This is a genomic window from Acinetobacter sp. CAU_H_56 (genome assembly GCF_058599425.1).
Genome location: NZ_CM178654.1, coordinates 1,985,905 through 2,005,037 on the forward strand (window position 1 = coordinate 1,985,905; position 19,133 = coordinate 2,005,037).

Consider the following 19,133-nt stretch of genomic DNA (forward strand, 5'->3'; position numbering starts at 1 on the left):
ATGAAAAACACAGCCTTCGCCAGTGAGCGTCGTAGCACAGCACGTAAAGCCACTCGTCAAAAAGAAATGTGGCGTGCTCAAAGTTTTATCCAAACCCATTTACCACTAGGCATTCTTTATGAGGCCTATCAAACTAATCAGCATGTGAGCCTATTTAAAAAACTCGAAGATGCGATTGAGCGTGAGGCTTCCTCAGTTCGATATAAGAAGATGCTCTATCACTGTTATCGAAAGCAGATTACGTTGTTTAATCGAAATTATTCGCTGGAGTTGGAACTTCCTACACGGCAATTTATCAGCATTGAACGAGATCAAATGGTGTTTGACCGAGAATGGTTACAGCGCTCTCACCATATACATATCCTCCATGACAAACTTCGACGCTATTGGGATACCACCACGCAGTTTTCAAAAGATGAAGTGATTGGCAATGTGCTACTTTCCAGTATTTTGTTTGCAGGGATCTCAACACAAAACACCCTTGATGCTTTCTTTGAACAGCTTCAACAAGGGCTCACGATTCATCGTATTCCCACACTTGATTTACATCTTGTTTTTCTAGAGCCATTATCACCAAGCTATGGGGATCTGTATCACCCCGAAGCGCCACTACGTAAATCCCGAACCTTGGTCTTAGACCGTATCACGCAATTATGGCTGTCTCGCTTTTTTAAACAGTCATCCTCTCTGCAAATGCCAGTATCCAGCTATCTGAATTTAGTATTATCGAAAATGGAGTTATCGACCCAAGCCAGCGATATTTCAAAATTACTCGCCTGTGCAAGCTGTCACTGGATGCAATTGAAGAATGTGGCTTTAGATCCGGCTTTAACTCGATGTCTAGAGGAAACTAATGAAACCTGTGGATTGAGTTTGGATGCATTTCAACATTTCATGAAACCTGTACTTTTCTCTACACCACGTCTTCAGTCCAAGGCTTTAGCCATAAACCTACAACCTCAGCGGATAGATCGAAGTACACACCTTATGCTCGATCAAGATGCTATTGCGAGTATCAAAAAACTGCATAAATATTTACTCAAGACCATTCGCACCCATCAGCACTGCCTTGAAGAACTGCTCGAGTATCTACAGCAACAACACACGAGCTTATCTGAGCCTGCTCTCCGAATTTTCTTATGGCTGATCAGCTTGTTCCAACCGAGTACAGCGCAAGTCGAACAGCTCAGTCAGCGCTTTGATTTAGATGCAGAGGCGTGGCTCAAATATTTAAGCTATCAACAGAAACTGCGCCACTCCTCCATCTATAGCTACTATGCCAAGTTTGCCGAAGCATGGTTATTTCATAGCTATGCTTATCAAGAAGATCATGATTTCAACAGTCATCTTGAGGACATTTACAGCAAGATCATGGCGGAAAAGCAAAAGTCCTCCGCTCAAAAATTGGACCTACTCAGACGTTTTCATCATTTTCAAAAAGTTTTATTTCAATCAGATAATTTTCCTGTGTTTGATGATGTACATACCACCTCGCATCCCAAAACACAGATCATTTCCGCACAGACCTTTTGCGCTGTACTTGAGCACATACCAACCTATATGCATCAGAGCCATTTCAACGAAGATGAAGCTGAGATGCTGTCAATCATTTTTACACTCGCATTTCGCACGGGCATGCGGATCAATGAAATTTTAGGGCTGAGAGTGAAAGATATCGAAGGGCCGGCTTGCACTTCAATTTGGATCAGACCCTACCGATCTAAACAACAGGAGCATCATTTAAAAACCGACAGTGCTGAACGCAATCTGCCTGCCTCTATTTTACTGAAACCGGATGAATATCAAGCCTTCCAACACTACTGCCTCAGCAGACGTGTGAGTTCAGCTCAAAATGATTATTTGTTTACACTGCGCAATAGTGAGGAACGTCTCACCGCTCATTGGGTCAGTCAGATCTTCTCTGATGTGATCAATAGCGTCTTGCCCAGTGCACGTTATTCTTTTCATAGCTTAAGGCATACGACTAGCAATTATTTAGCGCTGGTGCTTAACATGCCCTACCGCATGGTGAACGTTTTTACAGATTATACGGAGGAAGATTACTGCCGGATTCGAGATCATCTGATCCGTTCCAGTACAGCGCAAGATCTTTGGTATACGCTTTCCCATTTACTGGGTCATATCGCGCCAAGAGAAACCTTTAAGAGTTATATTCATTTGGCCTTTATCATGGCAGGTGATCAACTGTGCCAATATGATCCTGTGCTCCCTAGGAACACTATTAAAACCATCAATCCGGAGATCGATCTCAAATCCTTATCTCCAGAGATCCGTTTAAGTGATTTAAGTGCGCAGCTGAGGCGAAGCTTGTCACCAGAACAGATTCAAGCACAACGCTCAATTCAAAAGTCTCGTAAAACTAAGCCGTCTAAAACGCCTAGCCATGATCTGTGTAACGAAAAATATTATCCGGGGACAGAACAATCTCATTTGTCGATGCCAATGGCCGTTACACTAATTCGGCATTGTGAGCGCTTTGATGATCTGGACTATATCGCTAGCAAATTGCATTTACCAATAAAATTGATTCAGCAATGTAAGGCCAACACTGCTCAGATACAAAATATCAAGAACCAAAAAGGCAAATCACGCTTTCTGCTTGATCCAAGCAACAGTGGTCGGATCTTACCGTGTATTGAAACTAAGGAAGAAAAGCGCTTAATGTCTACTTTTTGTAAACAGCTTTCGGATTATTCCAAGGATGATCAAGACTTTATAAAAGCATTAAGGATATTTATTTATAAATCCAATACTACAGAATCAGGATTAATATTTTTTCTTAAAGACATTAATCAACTCGAGACATTTTTAGCGGTATTTTATCCACTCTTCCCAAAACAGTATTGGGCATGTGAATATCCCAATTCATTTCAAGACAAAGATTTAGCTCAGTTTCCATGGATCAATCAATTCCAAACACAGAATTTAATACCCGGAAAATTTAAAAAATCCTTCCGGATTTATTTAAAATCTCAAAAAAATAATAAATCACTGTGTTTTCTTAAGTACATCATTATTATTTTATCTGTATTTAATTTTAGTCTTTTTAATTCATGAGCTAGAATTAAATTTATCATTAAACTTCAGTTACATATCTCAATTGAATCAACATAACTTCTATATTAAAAAAGAGATGTAAATAAAAATAAAGGGTTAACCTTATGTTTAAAGATCAAGAAATACGTAAAATATTAATTCAACTGATTCATGAGTATGGAATCCAGGATGAATATCATCTAGGAAAATATTTGGGTTTTGACAGTTCATATAGCGATCATCGCTCACTATATTTATGGATCGAAAACTTATTCGATGAATCCCCTAGTTTAACTTTTGACGAGGTTAAATCCTCTTTCCGAAAAATAGTGCCAAACTTTCTTTTCGGCTAAAAAAAGCCCCTATTTAAAGGGGCTTTTTTTTATTCATACGCTAGATATTGAAAGACTAGGTTTTTCAGATACTTTAGGTCCTTTATATACTCTAGATGTTTTATAGACGCCATATGCTTTGCGTATTTTAGTTTTACTCTTTCTCTTTATACTCGGATTATTAATATAATCAGCCCACCACTGCATTATTTCAGCTGACTCATCAAAATGGTCTGCTTTATCATAAACCCCTTTCACTCCTCCTTTTTTATGGGACAAAGTTGCTTCAATAACTTGCCACTTACTACTAAAAGCATTGTTTAATGTGGTGCTTGCAAGATACCTTACACCGTGTACAGTCATTCGATCCTTATACCCCATTTTTTCTAGCGCCGTTGTAAATCGCCCCTCACTCATATGATCATTCACATTTCCTCGCTTTGGAAATAAATATATTGAAGGTTCTTGAATCGCTTTCAATCTTTTAAGTAATGTGACAGCTTGGTGGGATAAATATACTTTATGTGCTTTTCCATTTTTCATAATCTCTTTTGGTTTGATCCAATATTTTTTTTCTAAGTTAAATTGTTCCCATTTCGCTTGGCGCATTTCTCCATGTCTAGGAAATAACAATAAAACTAACTCTAATCCAATACTGACATCCTGAACGGGATAAGCACGAATATCCTTTAAGAACTGATCTAGTTCGCTAATATCAATATGTTCATGTTCCCTTCTTTTATATTTAGGAAGAAATTCGTTGATTGCTGGCAAAGGATTTGCCTGTAAATTATATTGGATTGCCGCCCATCTATAGGCAGAATTAACATAACCATACAGTTTCTCCCTGACTGACATTAAATGATTTTCAATCAAGCCTAGAAAAAAAGTTGACCACTCCTGAGATGTAATACTTCTGAAATCACGTTCGCCAAATACAGGATACACATGCTTTTTAACTGCATTGACTACTGATTTATTGTATTTTTTACCCCATTTTCCTTTTGATACATTCAACCAGCTGTCCATTAAGGTACGCAGTTTATATTTATTAGATTGAGTATTTTTTCCAAAAGGAAAATTACCCACCTCACATTGATAAGTAAACTCGTTCGCCAACTGAATTGCTTGTTTCATATTTATCGTTGGAAATACCCCTAGACCGAACCAACTCCATTTACCGTCTGCTTTTTTAGATCTGATTTGCCAATATTTTTTGCCTGTCTTTTGAACATAGAGGTACAGTTTGTCTTGAACAAGCAATCGGTAATCTTTCTGCTCACTCTCAAGCGACATGAGCAAAGTATCATTTCTTTTTGTTACTGCAGTTATTGAATTTCTATTCATGAGATTAATCTCGTTCTTATTCATATACCGCGAGAAATATCACAAGAAAAAAAATCCCATCCCCAAACCTATAAAACGGAGAAAAAAATGCTAATTTTTTTATTAAGCTTCTAATTGGTTCACAAAATCTGACCACCATTGCATCAAAACTCTACGTTCATCCAAATGTTGAGCTTTGTCATATATCGCTTTTACCCCTTTTTTCTTATGTGCAAGACATGCTTCAATCACTTGTCCTTTATGACTAAACATTTCATTCATCACTGTACTAGCTAGATGTCGAAACCCGTGCGGATGCTGTCGCCCTTCATAACCAAGCTTATTTAAGTTGGTATTAAAGGTCATATTACTGATCGGTTGGTGTAACGTTCCACGACCTGGGAATAAATAGTCGGATTCAGGCTGAATTTCTTTCAACTCTTTTAATAATTGAATGGCTTGATGCGAAAGTGGTACTTGATGCAGTTGACGTGTTTTAGTAGTTTCGGCAGGTTTTGTCCATAATGCTTTTTGTAAATCAAAATGTTCCCAACGTGCAAAGCGTAATTCACTTGGACGGGGAAAAAGTAGAATCATTAATTCCAAACCAATTCCAATCGCACGTGGTTTACAAGTTCGGATTCTTTCCAATAAAACTGGCATTTCCTCAATTTCAATAAACCGCATATTATTATTGTGACGGCGATCTAGATACTTCATCATTCCGTCAATGGGATTGGAATTTATTTTGCCTTGAAATTTTGCCCAATCATAACAAGAGCGCACATACGCCACGAGCTTCTCAACTTGTGTATGGATACCTAAATTACGTTGCAGACCTTGAAAGAATTCAAACCACTCTTTTGCAGAAATATCGACATAGTCTCGTCCACCAAAAGCGGGAATAAGATGTTTATAGATCGATTTTTCAGCTTTGTTATAGGTGACTTCCCCCCATTGCTTGACCTTAATATTCAGCCAATCACACATGAGATTTTGAAAATATAAAGTTTCTTTTTTATTTTGCTGTTTGTGCAATCTTTTCAGTGCTTTTAAATCTTCACCTTTAGCCAGGGCCTCTCTATATTCATGTGCTTTATGCCGAGCCATGAGCAAACTGATTTGTGGATATGTACCTATCCCGATCCAAGCCCATTTCCCATCAGCATTTTTATAGCGAAACTGCCAAAACTTTGTATTATTTTGGGCTATCACAATATACAAGCCATTGCCATCGTGTTCACGATAGTCTCGATCTTTGGGGTGTAAAGTCGCTAGAATTTTTTCACTAAGTGGGCGTTTTTGAATGTTTTTCTGAAACATAAGAACCACCTTGAATCATAAATAGGACAGGAATACTGTTATAAAATTTATGATACAAAGATGCTTCAATTTCAGGGAATTTGCGGGAATTTTCAAGTATACAAAAATAGATATAAATTATTGATTTTATTTATTTTTTATCTTAATTTTAGCACTAAAAAGTGGCTAAAATAACGCGATCTTGGTAGGTATATCCAGATTCGAACTGGAGACCTCTACGATGTCAACGTAGCGCTCTAACCAACTGAGCTATACACCTAGAATGCTTGGCATATTATAAATTTTTCGATCTTAAGACAAGTCTTTTCATTTAATTTTCAATATATGCGCACAAGTTTTAAGCAAATCTTTGAATTGTTTCAAATCTTGGTCTGAGAATTCCCTGCCTGAATAAATTGATTTTTCAAATAGTCTAATTGCTTCAAAAAATACAGACTGATCTTTATCCTGAACTTGCTGAGATAGCCTTAACATCCATTGATGAAAAGTCTCCGTGGATTGTCTTTTTAAATCTTTGTTCAAAGACTGATTAAACTGCTGAATAGAATAATCAAAAGGCGATTTTAACTGCCGGTTTTTAAGATAGATTTTTAAAATATAAAGCAATATAAGTATGCCAATACCGGATATGAGAATGATCACACTGGAATAAACTGAACTTAGACCTAGCTTCGCTAAACAGCCTTGTTGAGATTCGGCATTATAGCCCACGACCTTACTTTGCCATTGGTAACTTGCATAATCACTCCAGACTCTTAGTTTGGTCAGCCATACATTACGCTGTGATGTCCAGCCAGAATTACTTGCCCATACTCGCTCATCTTGCGAGATTAAATTTTGCATCCCATCATCAATACGTTGCGGGGCTACCATTGCGGTAGGATCAAAACGCTGCCATCTTTGGTCAATCCAGACTTCTGTCCAGGCATGAGCATCCAACTGACGAACCTCCCAACTTTTCCCATCGGGTGCCAATTGTCCACCTTGATAACCTGTAACCACACGTGCCGGAATTCCCACATATCGCATCAGCATCACAAAACTGGAAGCATAGTGTTCACAAAAACCCTGCCGGGATTTAAACAGAAATTCATCAATCCGGTTTTTACCGAGTACGCCTGGTTTCAGGGTATATACAAAATGATTTTGCTGATACCAGTTCAAGACTGTTCGGATATAACGTCGCGGATCCTCCCCACTTCGTAGATATAAACGCTGTGCCAGCTGTTGTGCCTGAGAGTCTAAATGGACTTGAGTCTGGGTATTCAAACGCTGAACAAATTGTTCTGGTAGAGCACTTTCAGCATTGTGATTACCCAGCCATTGCAGATGAATCGGTTCTACTCGTTGGGTTAAACGCCTTGGTACGATACTCCAATCCTGACGGTTATAATAACGGCGTTCCAAAGGCATCGATTTTTCCAGGCCCATCACCCAGAACACAGAAGGATCAGCAGCCAGATATTGGTAATTCCACCTTGATGTGGATACTGGAACAACTTCTCCAGGCTGACGGATTAAAGGCTGCTGATTAATAAAGCTACTGGTCCAGCGCTGTCCATCATATTCATCTAAAACTAATGCCCGCCAATATAACTCTGAACGTGGCGGTAGTTTACTCACATCACCAATAATCCGGAAAGCTAGAGCATTGGATTGAGATAATTCAGCAATATCTCCCGGTGACATACTGTCTGCGATCCCGGTCACGCCTTTATTTTCTGGAATCGGGATATGCCAAAGCGGTGGCAAACGCGGAAAGAAGATGAATAACAAAATAAAAAATGGCAGAGCATAAAGCACAAATCTGCCGACATATTTAGCATCTTGCTGTAAGGCTATACGTGGTGATTGCTGACTCTGCTGAAACTCACTGGTCTGAATCCGGTATAAGCCAATTAGACAGCTTAATAAGCATAGAATAATCACAACAGCCATACCAAAAGACTGACTATATAGAAATGAACTGGCCGCAACAAAAAGCGCAAAATTAAACAGGATAATCAGATCCCGCCGGTTTTTTGTTTCTAATGATTTGGCAAATAAAAAAGTGGAAAGAACTGCGACGCCTGCCTCCACGCCAATAAAACTTTGGTGGCTGAGATAAATACTGCCTAATGCCAAAGCCGTAAGTAGAAAAGTTCCAATTTTAGGAAATGGCTTTTGCCGTTTAAGAAAAATCCAGATACACAGTAAGCTAATGACAAAGATAATGCTAAGCAGCACCGGGATGAAAGCTACTTGGGCAAGGATGATCAAGCCTAGGGTCAAGACGATCGAAATTCGGATTTTTCCATCAATCATAGATTCACCCGTTATGCCTGAGCCAATAATTGTTTGGCCTTACGCAATTGTTCTTCACCTGCTCCCTGCGGCAATTCTGCCTGTGGTAAATGTAACGCATATGCACATTGCTGCTGCTCACATTGCTCAATCAGTCCCATCATTAAGCCCAGTTTCTCCTCATGCGACTGGCTAGGCATATGTTCATAATGAATCTCAATGCTATGTTCATCCTGATACTGTTCAAAGACTTTGACATATAAACCTTGTCCACGTGCAAACTGCTTCCAGGAAACCGCCTGTAATGAGTCTCCAGATTGATAGTTACGTAATTCACGGAACTCATCCATATCCGGTTCAAAGCTATTTTGATAAATCTTGTTTGCTGAAGTATTGCTTTGAGCTTTGGGTGCCACCCAGGCAAACTGATGATGATAAAGGTAGGTCCAGGCTCGAACCAGACCAAAAGGATAGACTGAATAGATCTGAATCACCGGATACTCAAATTTACCGCGACGTTCCGCATAAAATGGCAACACCCAATGCTGCTTTTGTTCAGTCAGATAAACTTTCTCCAGCTGATTGCCGGCCTTAATATACAGATAACGCGGCCGGGCTGTGGCTTGCTGAAAATAAAAATGCAAATTGAGCGCATGACCCACCTGTCCGACGTCTTCAGCAACCATTTCGATATCCAGATCATGCAACTGTTTAAAGGTCAGATAGAAGCTGACACATAGCACTGCACTAATCAAAAAGCAGAAGCCTAAAATCAGGTTATTGGCATAATTCACACCAGCAATAAAGGTGATAAAAATCAAAACCAGATACAGATAACCCTGCTGATAAATAAAGACCAGTACATCCTTTTGGGAAAGTCGTTTTTGCTGTGAAAATTGAAAGCGTTTCGCCAGCCAGTTTTGCCAGGTTTTATCCAAGAGTGGACTCCTTTAACTGACTGCAACCTGTTGCATCACATTTAATGTTTCTGCATCACTCAGCCCCAGACGATGGGCAGCAACTGCCACAAAAACGGCTTGTACATCGTCCGGAGTTACAAAGCTACGTTGCTGAATAATGGCATTCGCCTGTGCTGCACGTTTAAGCGCCAGCAAACCTCGTGTTGATAAGCCTTGGCGTTTCTTACGGGTTTCTTCCGCAAGATCTAGCATATATTCCTGAACCGCTTCACTGATAAAAATCTGCTGGGTCAACTGCTGTAATTCCAGCACTTCATTTTCAGTAAATACATGTGCCAAGCTAGCGATCAAGGCAAAACGGGATTCTTGCTGTAATAACAGTTTTTCAGCATGACGGGATGGATAACCTAAAGACAAACGCATTAAAAAGCGGTCTAGCTGAGATTCAGGCAAGGCATAAGTGCCACTTTGAAATAACGGGTTCTGGGTCGCGATTACCCAAAATGGCTTAGGCAATGCATAGCGTATCCCATCAACAGTGGCATAACCTTCTTCCATCGCTTCCAGCAAGGCACTCTGAGTTTTGGGACTAGAACGGTTAATTTCATCTGCTAGCAAAATCTGGGTAAAAATAGGGCCCTGTTTAAACTCGAACTGATGTTCTTTCTGGTTAAACATATTGATACCGATGACATCACTGGCCAGCATGTCATTGGTAAACTGAATCCGCTGAAATTTCAGTCCTACGAGATGGGCTAGACTACTTGCCAAAGTGGTCTTCCCTAAACCGGGTAAATCTTCAAACAAGACATGCCCGCCTGCAATCAGACAGCATAGTGCTAATCTGGTCTGTGCATGTTTGTCCAGGACAATGGCATTAATTTCTTGGAAAAACTTTTGAATCTTGGGTGCGTAATCAGCCAGCTTCTGTTCCAGCTCCTCATTGTTGTGCGCAATATCCAGCTTTTCTTTTTGTTTCATGCCCCAGATCACAATATTTTCCCTAATAAAACATGCTGTAGGATTAACATACACTGATTTTTAAAATTCCCCAAAGATCAGTCATCTGCCGACTTTATTTCTGCAGAATAAATTAGGAATTTTAGAAATTTTATATGATTAAATTTCCTATAAGAACCAATTGAAGCTTTAAGATTAAAGTTTAGAAAAGTTGCATTTTGATTGGCATATTTATTAGAAATAACAAGCTATTAAAAACCTTTGAGATTTGAACTTATACCTAAGAGATAAAGACTTTGAAAAATTTAAATTCCCAATGTCAAAATAAATCATAATTTTGTTTTATCTTGTTTGAATCCTAAAATTTGCCCATAAAAAAAGCGCCCCGAAAGGCGCTCATTTTATTCATCCATTAGCATGGACACTTCTTCATATCTCCACCGGCAGATGGATAACGCGAATCTACACAGTGACGATAAAATGTTTTAGGGTCCATCGCTTCCAGATCAGGATGGTGCTTTTTCATATGCGCCAGATAGGTCTGATAATCCGGCACACCCACCATTAGGCGGAAACTCTGCTGTAAACGTTGCCACAACGTCGCAATCCGTGACCAGTTTTTCGGGTTCAGGATTAAGTCTTTTTGTGACATCACGGTCATCTTGATGATTTTATAGATAACCGCTTTTCCACCTTTAGCAAACTTCAAGTTCATGCGCTGCTCCTTAATGTCCTTTTGCAGGCTGAATGTCTTCAGGATCGCGATACACTGCTTCTGCTTCATTTACGGTTGGTACAGGGCTCGCCAGGGCACGACGGATCACGCCAATTGCAGCAAATAGCATTACAAACGCCACAATCATAAAGAAACCACAAAGTGCTGCATTGATCTGATTCGACATTGCGACAGTCTGCATTTCAGCCAAAGTTTTCGCTGGTGCCAGAATTTCATTATTCGCAATTGCCGTATTGAAACGCTCTGCCTGTGCCAGGAAACCGATCTTTGGATTTTCATGGAAAATCTTCTGCCAACCGGCTGTCATTGAAGTAATAAACAGGAATACGGTTGGAACAATTGTTACCCACACATATTTCTCTTTCTTCATCTTGAACAGGATGACTGTACCCAGAATTAATGCCATTGCAGCCAGAATCTGGTTACCAATACCGAACAGTGGCCATAAGCTGTTAATACCGCCTAATGGATCAACGACGCCTTGATAAACGAAGAAACCCCAGCCAGCAACAGCAACGGCTGTACCCAGCATATTACCGAAGAAGTTATGAGATTGTTTTACCGCAGGAATCACGATACCAACTGTATCCTGAACCATGAAGCGACAAGCACGAGTACCCGCATCTACCGCTGTCAGAATGAATAAGGCTTCGAACAGAATCGCAAAGTGATACCAGAAAGCCATCATTTCACGGCTGTTAAAGATTTCGGTAATGATATGCGCCATACCAATCGCGAAAGTTGGTGCACCACCCGTACGTGACAGAATCGAGTTCTCACCTACTTCCTGTGCCAGCAATGTCAGTGCTTCAGGTGTTACCACAAATCCGAGATTACGCACTGCTTCAGCCGCAGTATCTACAGTGGTACCTAGTAGCGCCGCTGGTGAGTTAATCGCAAAGTACACACCTGGATCAAGAATTGCGGCACAGATCAAAGCCATGATCGCAACAAATGATTCCATCAACATACCGCCATAACCGATTATCCGGATATCGCGTTCGTTGTTGACCAGTTTCGGTGTCGTACCTGAAGAAACCAGTGCGTGGAAACCGGAAATCGCACCGCAGGCAATGGTAATAAACAGGAATGGGAACATTGAACCAGCGAATACTGGGCCTGTACCATCGACAAATTTGGTAATCGCTGGCAACTTCATTTCCGGCATCGCGAACAGAATGCCAATCGCCAGACCGGCAATCACACCAATTTTCAGGAAGGTAGATAAATAGTCACGCGGCGCAAGTAATAACCAGACGGGCAATACCGATGCAATGAAACCGTAAATGATCAGTGCCCAAGTCAGCTCAGTACCCGTTAAGGTAAATAGCTGTCCCCAGTAGGGATGCTGTGCAACGTTTTCACCATAGATAATGCCAAGCATCATCAATACGAAACCAATGATCGAAACTTCTGCAATTTTACCCGGACGGATAAATCGCATGTAGATCCCCATGAAGATGGCGATCGGAATCGTAGCTGCAATACTGAATACGCCCCATGGACTGTTAGTCAGTGCTTTAACAACGACTAGCGCCAATACTGCAAGGATGATGATCATTACGCCCAGCGCACCAAGCATCACGATAATGCCAGCAAAGGTACCCAGTTCCTGTTTTGCCATTTCACCCAGTGAACGACCGTCACGACGAGTAGAAATAAACAGTACCAGGAAGTCCTGTACCGCACCTGCCAGTACCACACCGACCAGTAGCCAGATCGTGCCTGGCAGATAACCCATCTGCGCTGCAAGGATTGGACCGACTAAAGGACCCGCACCGGCAATCGCGGCAAAATGGTGACCGAATAACACACTTTTATTGGTCGGCACATAATCCAGACCATCACCCAGACGATGGGCAGGTGTTAAACGGCGTGCATTCAGTTCAAAAACTTTATTGGCAATAAATAAACTGTAGAAACGGTAAGCGATGCTGTACACACAGGCTGCGGCCAGTACCAGCCAGACTGCATTCACATGCTCACCACGACTGAGTGCAAGTATCCCGAAGGAGACTGCCCCGACTATGGCTACCAGGAGCCAGATGATTTTCGAAGTCATGGTTGACTTCTGTTGTAAAGTTTCCATTCAATCCCTCATTTTGTGAAGCATATAAATCAGCGTGATTTTTTTATTCGAGGTACTGCTGTTTTCCCTTGCGACTTTACGCTTGTTCCTTTCGAATTCCTCTAAGACTTTGGCATAAAAAAAGGGATGATTTTAGTCATCCCCTTTGATAATAGTCTATTTTCCGACCATTATGCACGTTCTAAATAGTCACCAGTACGGGTGTCTACGCGAACGCTTTCTTCTTGCTGAACGAATAATGGAACACGTACTACCGCACCTGTTTCAAGTTTCGCTGGTTTACCGCCACCGCCAGAAGTATCACCACGAACGCCTGGATCAGTTTCAACAATTTTTAATACTACGAAGTTTGGTGGGCTTACTGTTAAAGGTACGCCATTCCATAACATGATAGTACATTTTTCATTTGAATCGTCTTTTAACCATTTTGCAGCATCGCCCATTGCTGTTTTATCAGCAGCGATCTGTTCGAAGGTTACAGGATCCATGAAGTTCCACATTTCGCCATCGTTGTACAAGTATTCCATTTCTACTTCTACGATGTCTGCAGCTTCTAGAGAATCACCAGATTTAAAAGTTTTTTCCAAAACTTTACCACTGCGAAGGTTACGTAATTTAACGCGGTTGAACGCCTGGCCTTTACCTGGTTTAACGTATTCGTTTTCCATGATTGAACATGGGTTACCATCAAGCATAACCTTCAGGCCAGACTTGAAATCGTTCGTAGAATAATAGGCCATGATTGGCTCACTCCAAACTTACTAACTTTAAGCTATTGATGCTATGGGCTGTTGCAATGTCATTTAGCAAGTCTGACACGAACATGAGTTGCCACATGCACATTCATTTAATGTTGCGTATTCTAAATGAGCAATACACTAAGTCGCAACGAAAAAATCGGTTTTAACTTGCTGACACTGCTTAACTTAGCATCAGCTATTCCAATACTGGTGCACAACCAGTCTTCTAAGCACATAAAAGTCTCTATGCTTTTGCATACCATAGCAAACTGATCGTGTTTAGAGAAATTTTAGCCAGCTTTCACATTCCCATCTGTAGACAAACTGCTAAACTGCGCACTTCTGGCTATCGCCTTCATCTTTTTTTGATCTTCCGGCATGACACAGTATTTATATCAAGAAGCAAATTGGCAATCGCAACTGAGTGATCTGATCACTGATCCACAAGAACTACTACAGATTTTACAGCTTTCTCCAGATCAGCTGTTATCTGGTGCTCTGCTGGCCTCTCAAGCCTTTAAATTACGTGTGCCGCGAGCTTTTGTTTCCAAAATGCAGCCAGGCAATCCTCTAGATCCACTTTTATTACAAGTGTTACCGCATCATCTGGAACTGGAAGATCATCCGGGATTTGTCACCGATCCCTTGGGTGAAGAACAGGCCAACCAGCAGCCTGGTGTTCTACATAAATATAAGTCACGTTTTCTACTGACCTTAACCGGTGCCTGTGCAGTTCACTGTCGTTACTGTTTCCGCCGCCATTTCCCCTATCATGAAAACCTGCCTAAAAATGAGGACTGGATTAATATCAAACAATATCTGGAAAGCCAGCCAGATATTAATGAAGTAATTCTGAGTGGTGGCGATCCACTGACCTTATCTAACCGAAAATTAAAAATCTGGATTGAACGACTAGAATCGGTACCACATCTCAAATTTTTAAGAATACATTCACGAGTTCCTATTGTGATCCCAAATCGGATCGACGAAGAGCTACTAAGCATGTTAAAAAACAGTAGGCTACGTATTATTCTAGTGGTACACTCGAACCATGCATCAGAGCTGGATGACCTGACCTGTAAGCAGCTTAATCAGCTGGTTCAGCATCAGATCACGGTACTCAATCAGGCAGTTTTATTAAAAGGGGTTAATGATTCTGCTCAAGTTTTGATTGATTTAAGCTATCGCTTGTTTGATGCTGGCGTGATGCCCTATTATTTACATGTACTTGATAAAGTAAAAGGTGCGCATCATTTTGATTTACCTGCTGAGCACATCAATGAGATTTATACAGAAGTTTTAGCGAACCTACCGGGGTATCTGGTTCCTAAACTAGTTCGAGAAATAGCGGGCGAGAAGAATAAGACACCGCTTTTTGGGGTTTCAACATTTTTGAGTTAAATAATAAAGATGAGTAAGCATACTGCAGACATTTTTCAGACAACGGCTGAACTCACCATAGAACAGCTAAGTTTTTGTCCCACAAATGCCAAAGCATTGCAGGAATGGGTCGCAGGAATTTCAATCCTGCAATTGGGGAATTCATCCAAGTCTCTGTTCAGTGCTTTACTGGAAATTTCCGAACTGAAATGTGCGGAAACCTTGCGTTTTGACCTGATTCAGGTATTGCACCCTACCCTTGAAAATGTTTTGGCCAGTCTTGAGAAACATTTCGTCAATCAGGGTCTGATCACGACGGATCGCAATGACCAGATTATTGAACTGGCCATGCTGTTACGCAGCTATTTTGCCAAGATCTATATAGATATTGCCAAACGCTGTAATCATCAGCTGAATCATCAGAAGTTTTCACTATTTTCCCTGGGCAAAAAGAAAAGCCTGCAAAGTGCCCGGATGGTGTCCATCTACTATGGCCTGCAACAGTTAAGCCTGCTGCTCTATCAACAGCATATGCTGTATAGCACACCTGGCGCCGGTCAGTGGTTGGCGGCACATCAGTTGCTGGAATGTGCGATGGACAATAATTTCTATCAGACCAACATCAATCAGGTTCTTGGCACCCAGCACGAAATCCAGAATATTGCCCAAGCCTATGCACGACTGATTTTGCTGGATATTTTCAATACCCATCAGATCCGTCCAGCTGAAATTCAGGGTTTATATTTATGCAGTGCGGACTGGGCAAAACTGGTTCAGATTCTGCCAAAAGAAACCACACTGTCACGTTATGTGGTCGATGCCAGCAAAGATCATCCGCCTTTACTGAATTCTCATCAGGGTCAGCATTTCCAGCCGAGCTTCTATATTTCGACACAAAACCTGATGGAACACCTGACCGGTACGCAAAGCAAAAATGCCCAGTATCTGTCACGTAATGAAAAACTGTTCCTGACACCTGCTCTGCATTTTCATATCTATAACCTGCTTTCGAATAATGTCGAACGCCGTCATGAACGTTATGAATATTCCGCACAGATCAATATCTGCTTTGGCTTAACGGTGGCGCATTTTTATCTGTCTAAGGGTAAAAACTTTAATGAAACGCTGGAACTGGAAGGTAATTATGGTTTCCAGAGCGAAAGCAGTTTTGTCAGCTCAATGCATAATGCCGTTCCAAGCGGATTCAGCAGTATCAAGGCGCTCGATCGCGAAGCCAAACAGATTCATACCGCTGAAGTTCTCGATATCAGTGTTAATGGTTACCGGATTAAATGGACAGGTATTACCCCTGCCAATCTGAAAACTGGTGAATTTATTCTGGTTCAGGAAAAATCTCAAAGCCAGTGGCGTGGCGGTGTCATTCGCTGGATCAAACAGTCAGCAGATAAAAGTCTGGAAATCGGCCTGGAAATTCTGGCACAGGAACTGTTCCCTTGCGCAGTCTATGCCCGTACCGACAAACACAGTATCAATTATCAGCCAGCTATTCTGGTACAGATGACCCAGCTTGATCAGGTCTCAACCAGTATTATTGTCTCTGGCTCACAAATGTTTAGGGAAAAACAGACCATTCATTTACGTCTTGGCCAAAAAGAACTCAGAATCTACCTAACCAAGGCGCAGCTCATTACACAAAGTTTTATCCATTTTGACTATGAATTATTAAATGATCAAGAAGAAGATATCATCGAAAACTTTATACATAAGCAATTAAATGAAACTAGAAATCACGATTTATGGGAAGCATTGAAGTGAGAAATCCATTATTGTCTAAAAAGTTAAAACGTACTGAAACACGTTTACTGATCATTGATGATAATCAAATTAGATATAACCAAATCCGTGATCTCTTAACCAGCAATGAATATCAAGTCGATGCCGTTCTGCTTGATGATCTGCAATCTTTTGAAAAACAGTTAAACTTTAACTGGGACTTAATTATTTTTGGTCGTGCGTATGATCTGAAATATGAACAGGCCTTAAGTCTGGTTCAACTTTCGCAGCAACCTGACCTTCCTATTCTTTTGTTAAAGCCGGAAGATTACCAAGCTGAACAATATGCCCAGTATATCCGTAAAGGCATTTTTGACATTCTGAATCTGGATTATCCAGACCGCTTCTTCCTGAATCTGGTACGTGCCCTTTCCTTTAGCCGTACCATGCAAGCCCAGCGCCATTTAATGGAAGAACTGGAAACTGCACAAAACCAGGCACAATCATTGGTAGAAGACAGTAACCGTGCGGTCGCAACCATTCAGGAAGGCATCCATATTCAGGCTAATGCCGATTATCTCAAACTGTTTGGCCTTAAAAGCGAGGATGATATTATCGGTCTGCCGCTTTTAGACCTGTTACAGCCGCAAGATTTGAATGATTTTAAAACCCGCTTTAAAAAGATTTCTCAGGGCCAGTTTGATTTAGGCCGTTTTGATATTACTTCGTCGAATCCAAATGTTGCTGCTGCCAATCCATTAAAACTGGAATTTCTGGCATCTAGTGCTGAAGAAGATGCACTACAAATTACGATTGATACAGCGACTACTCAGGCAAGTGCCTCTTCTGAAAAGGTTGCAAACAAGCCAAGTACCTTACAGTCACTCAAGCGTGAACTTAATCGTGAACCAGCGAAAGCCAATGCGTTGATCATCTTCTCCTTTGCTGCGTATGAGCCACAAGTCCTGAATGGTGATTGGGCAACCTACATGGGTTACTTCCATGAAATTGAGAATTTTCTAAAAGAGCAGGTTCGTATTCCACTCTTTAAACTGGAACATGATGTTCTGGTGGGGATCATTCAGGCAGATGCGCAAGATATTCTGGAATCCAAACTGGTCGGACTAGGTTCATTGACCAAACCACAGCTCATTACAGTGAATCAGCAAACTTATCCGCTCAATCTACGCATCGGTTATACCCTGCTTGACGGTGAGCTGCGTGATGAAAGCCATTGTAATGAATTAGTCGGTCGGGCTTTCTCTACTCCTTTACCACAAGCACAAAAAACGTCTGAATTTGTTCTGGATATTCCTGCAACGACTCAGGAATCGATTTCAATGCCGAGCATTGACTTCACGGTTTCAGAACCCGTTATTCCAGCGTCTGAGTCCATACCGGTCAGTCCGGCAGTCAGCACTGTACCACTCACAACCTCTCCAGTATTAAAAGCACTGCGTGAATGTCTGGAACGTGGTGAAATTCATCTGAAATATCAACAGCTATATGATAAAGAAGATACCAACCTCTACATGTATGAGGTGACTAGTGGCTTTATCTTTGAAAATAAATGGCAGGATATTTCTTCCTTGATGGAACTCAATGAAGATGATGAATTGTCTATTAAACTGGATCGCTGGATTCTGGTTGAATCAAGCAAGCAGTTGCATAACTTCATTACCCAGTATCCGGATGCCCGTTTAATCGTCAATCTGAACCGTGCGGTACTATTCAAAGACCGTACTTTCCCTGAGTTTATATCCAAACTGATTACGATTATTCGCAGTAAAGTCGAGCATCCTTTAACTTTACAGTTCTCTGAAGAAGATATCCTGATGAACCAGCAGGATGCGCAGAAATATCTACGTACTTTACGTGAACATGGCGCGCGGATTGCGATTCGTAACTTTGGTCACTCAATGTATAGTGAAACCCTACTACGTGAGTTCGATATCAATGGTCTGAGCCTGGATAGCAAACTGACCAAGATGCTGAACAATGATACTAAAATTGAACAGCTACAGGAAAAAATCACCACGTACAATGAAATCAAACCAGTGAATATCATGATTCGTGAACTGAATGACATGACCTTATTTGCGAATGCCTGGAACGTCGATGCCCGCTTTATTCAGGGTGATTATTTCCAGAAAAAACTGGATCATCTGATTGATGTACAAGACCACTAAGGTCTTGTACTCGCCTTTCAATCTAGAAACGTGAAATGATTTTCTAAATTGCAGGCACAAAAAA

General features: G+C 41.0%; 12 protein-coding genes and 1 tRNA gene. 4 read left to right on the forward strand and 9 right to left on the reverse strand.

Features of this window, described 5'->3' with window-relative positions; all coding sequences use genetic code 11:
- Positions 1-3,078 (forward strand): tyrosine-type recombinase/integrase, encoded by a 3,078-nt coding sequence (locus tag AC4MCC_RS09485; protein ID WP_491885192.1) that lies wholly within the window; start codon positions 1-3, stop codon positions 3,076-3,078.
- Positions 3,079-3,443: 365 nt separating this feature from the next.
- On the opposite strand, the gene AC4MCC_RS09490 is transcribed toward AC4MCC_RS09485, so the two are convergent.
- From AC4MCC_RS09490 to efp, 9 genes are all read right to left on the reverse strand, one after another.
- Entirely contained in the window at positions 3,444-4,736 is a 1,293-nt protein-coding gene (locus tag AC4MCC_RS09490; protein ID WP_491885193.1) for a tyrosine-type recombinase/integrase, read from the reverse strand.
- A gap of 102 nt (positions 4,737-4,838) precedes the next feature.
- Positions 4,839-6,038 (reverse strand): tyrosine-type recombinase/integrase, encoded by a 1,200-nt coding sequence (locus AC4MCC_RS09495; protein WP_491885194.1) that lies wholly within the window; start codon positions 6,036-6,038, stop codon positions 4,839-4,841.
- 182 nt (positions 6,039-6,220) lie between these two features.
- Positions 6,221-6,297: transfer RNA gene (locus AC4MCC_RS09500), tRNA-Val, on the reverse strand.
- A gap of 47 nt (positions 6,298-6,344) precedes the next feature.
- A complete protein-coding gene (locus AC4MCC_RS09505; protein ID WP_419375313.1) occupies positions 6,345-8,342 on the reverse strand; it encodes a transglutaminase TgpA family protein in 1,998 nt (665 codons plus the stop codon).
- Positions 8,343-8,353: 11 nt separating this feature from the next.
- On the reverse strand, positions 8,354-9,259 hold the full coding sequence (locus AC4MCC_RS09510) for a DUF58 domain-containing protein (protein ID WP_419375312.1): 906 nt from the start codon (positions 9,257-9,259) through the stop codon (positions 8,354-8,356).
- Between the two features lie 12 nt (positions 9,260-9,271).
- Positions 9,272-10,222 carry an AAA family ATPase gene (locus tag AC4MCC_RS09515; protein ID WP_491885195.1) on the reverse strand — a complete coding sequence of 317 codons (951 nt, stop codon included), beginning with the start codon at positions 10,220-10,222 and terminating at the stop codon, positions 9,272-9,274.
- 391 nt (positions 10,223-10,613) lie between these two features.
- Positions 10,614-10,916: a YbdD/YjiX family protein gene (locus tag AC4MCC_RS09520; RefSeq protein WP_004782606.1), complete on the reverse strand. Its 303-nt coding sequence runs from the start codon at positions 10,914-10,916 to the stop codon at positions 10,614-10,616.
- A gap of 10 nt (positions 10,917-10,926) precedes the next feature.
- Positions 10,927-13,026: a carbon starvation CstA family protein gene (locus AC4MCC_RS09525; protein ID WP_419363516.1), complete on the reverse strand. Its 2,100-nt coding sequence runs from the start codon at positions 13,024-13,026 to the stop codon at positions 10,927-10,929.
- 170 nt (positions 13,027-13,196) lie between these two features.
- Positions 13,197-13,766 (reverse strand): elongation factor P, encoded by a 570-nt coding sequence (efp, locus tag AC4MCC_RS09530; protein ID WP_004782608.1) that lies wholly within the window; start codon positions 13,764-13,766, stop codon positions 13,197-13,199.
- 378 nt (positions 13,767-14,144) lie between these two features.
- Between efp and epmB the strand changes: the two genes are divergently transcribed.
- From epmB to AC4MCC_RS09545, 3 genes are read left to right on the forward strand one after another with little or no spacing between them, the layout of a single operon-like run.
- Positions 14,145-15,167: an EF-P beta-lysylation protein EpmB gene (epmB, locus tag AC4MCC_RS09535; RefSeq protein ID WP_419374454.1), complete on the forward strand. Its 1,023-nt coding sequence runs from the start codon at positions 14,145-14,147 to the stop codon at positions 15,165-15,167.
- Positions 15,168-15,176: 9 nt separating this feature from the next.
- Positions 15,177-16,922, forward strand: a complete 1,746-nt coding sequence (locus tag AC4MCC_RS09540) for a cyclic-di-GMP receptor FimW-related protein (RefSeq protein WP_491885196.1) — start codon at positions 15,177-15,179, stop codon at positions 16,920-16,922.
- A complete protein-coding gene (locus tag AC4MCC_RS09545; protein ID WP_491885197.1) occupies positions 16,904-19,069 on the forward strand; it encodes an EAL domain-containing protein in 2,166 nt (721 codons plus the stop codon). The genes AC4MCC_RS09540 and AC4MCC_RS09545 overlap by 19 nt, the downstream gene beginning before the upstream one ends.
- Positions 19,070-19,133 lie beyond the last annotated feature (64 nt).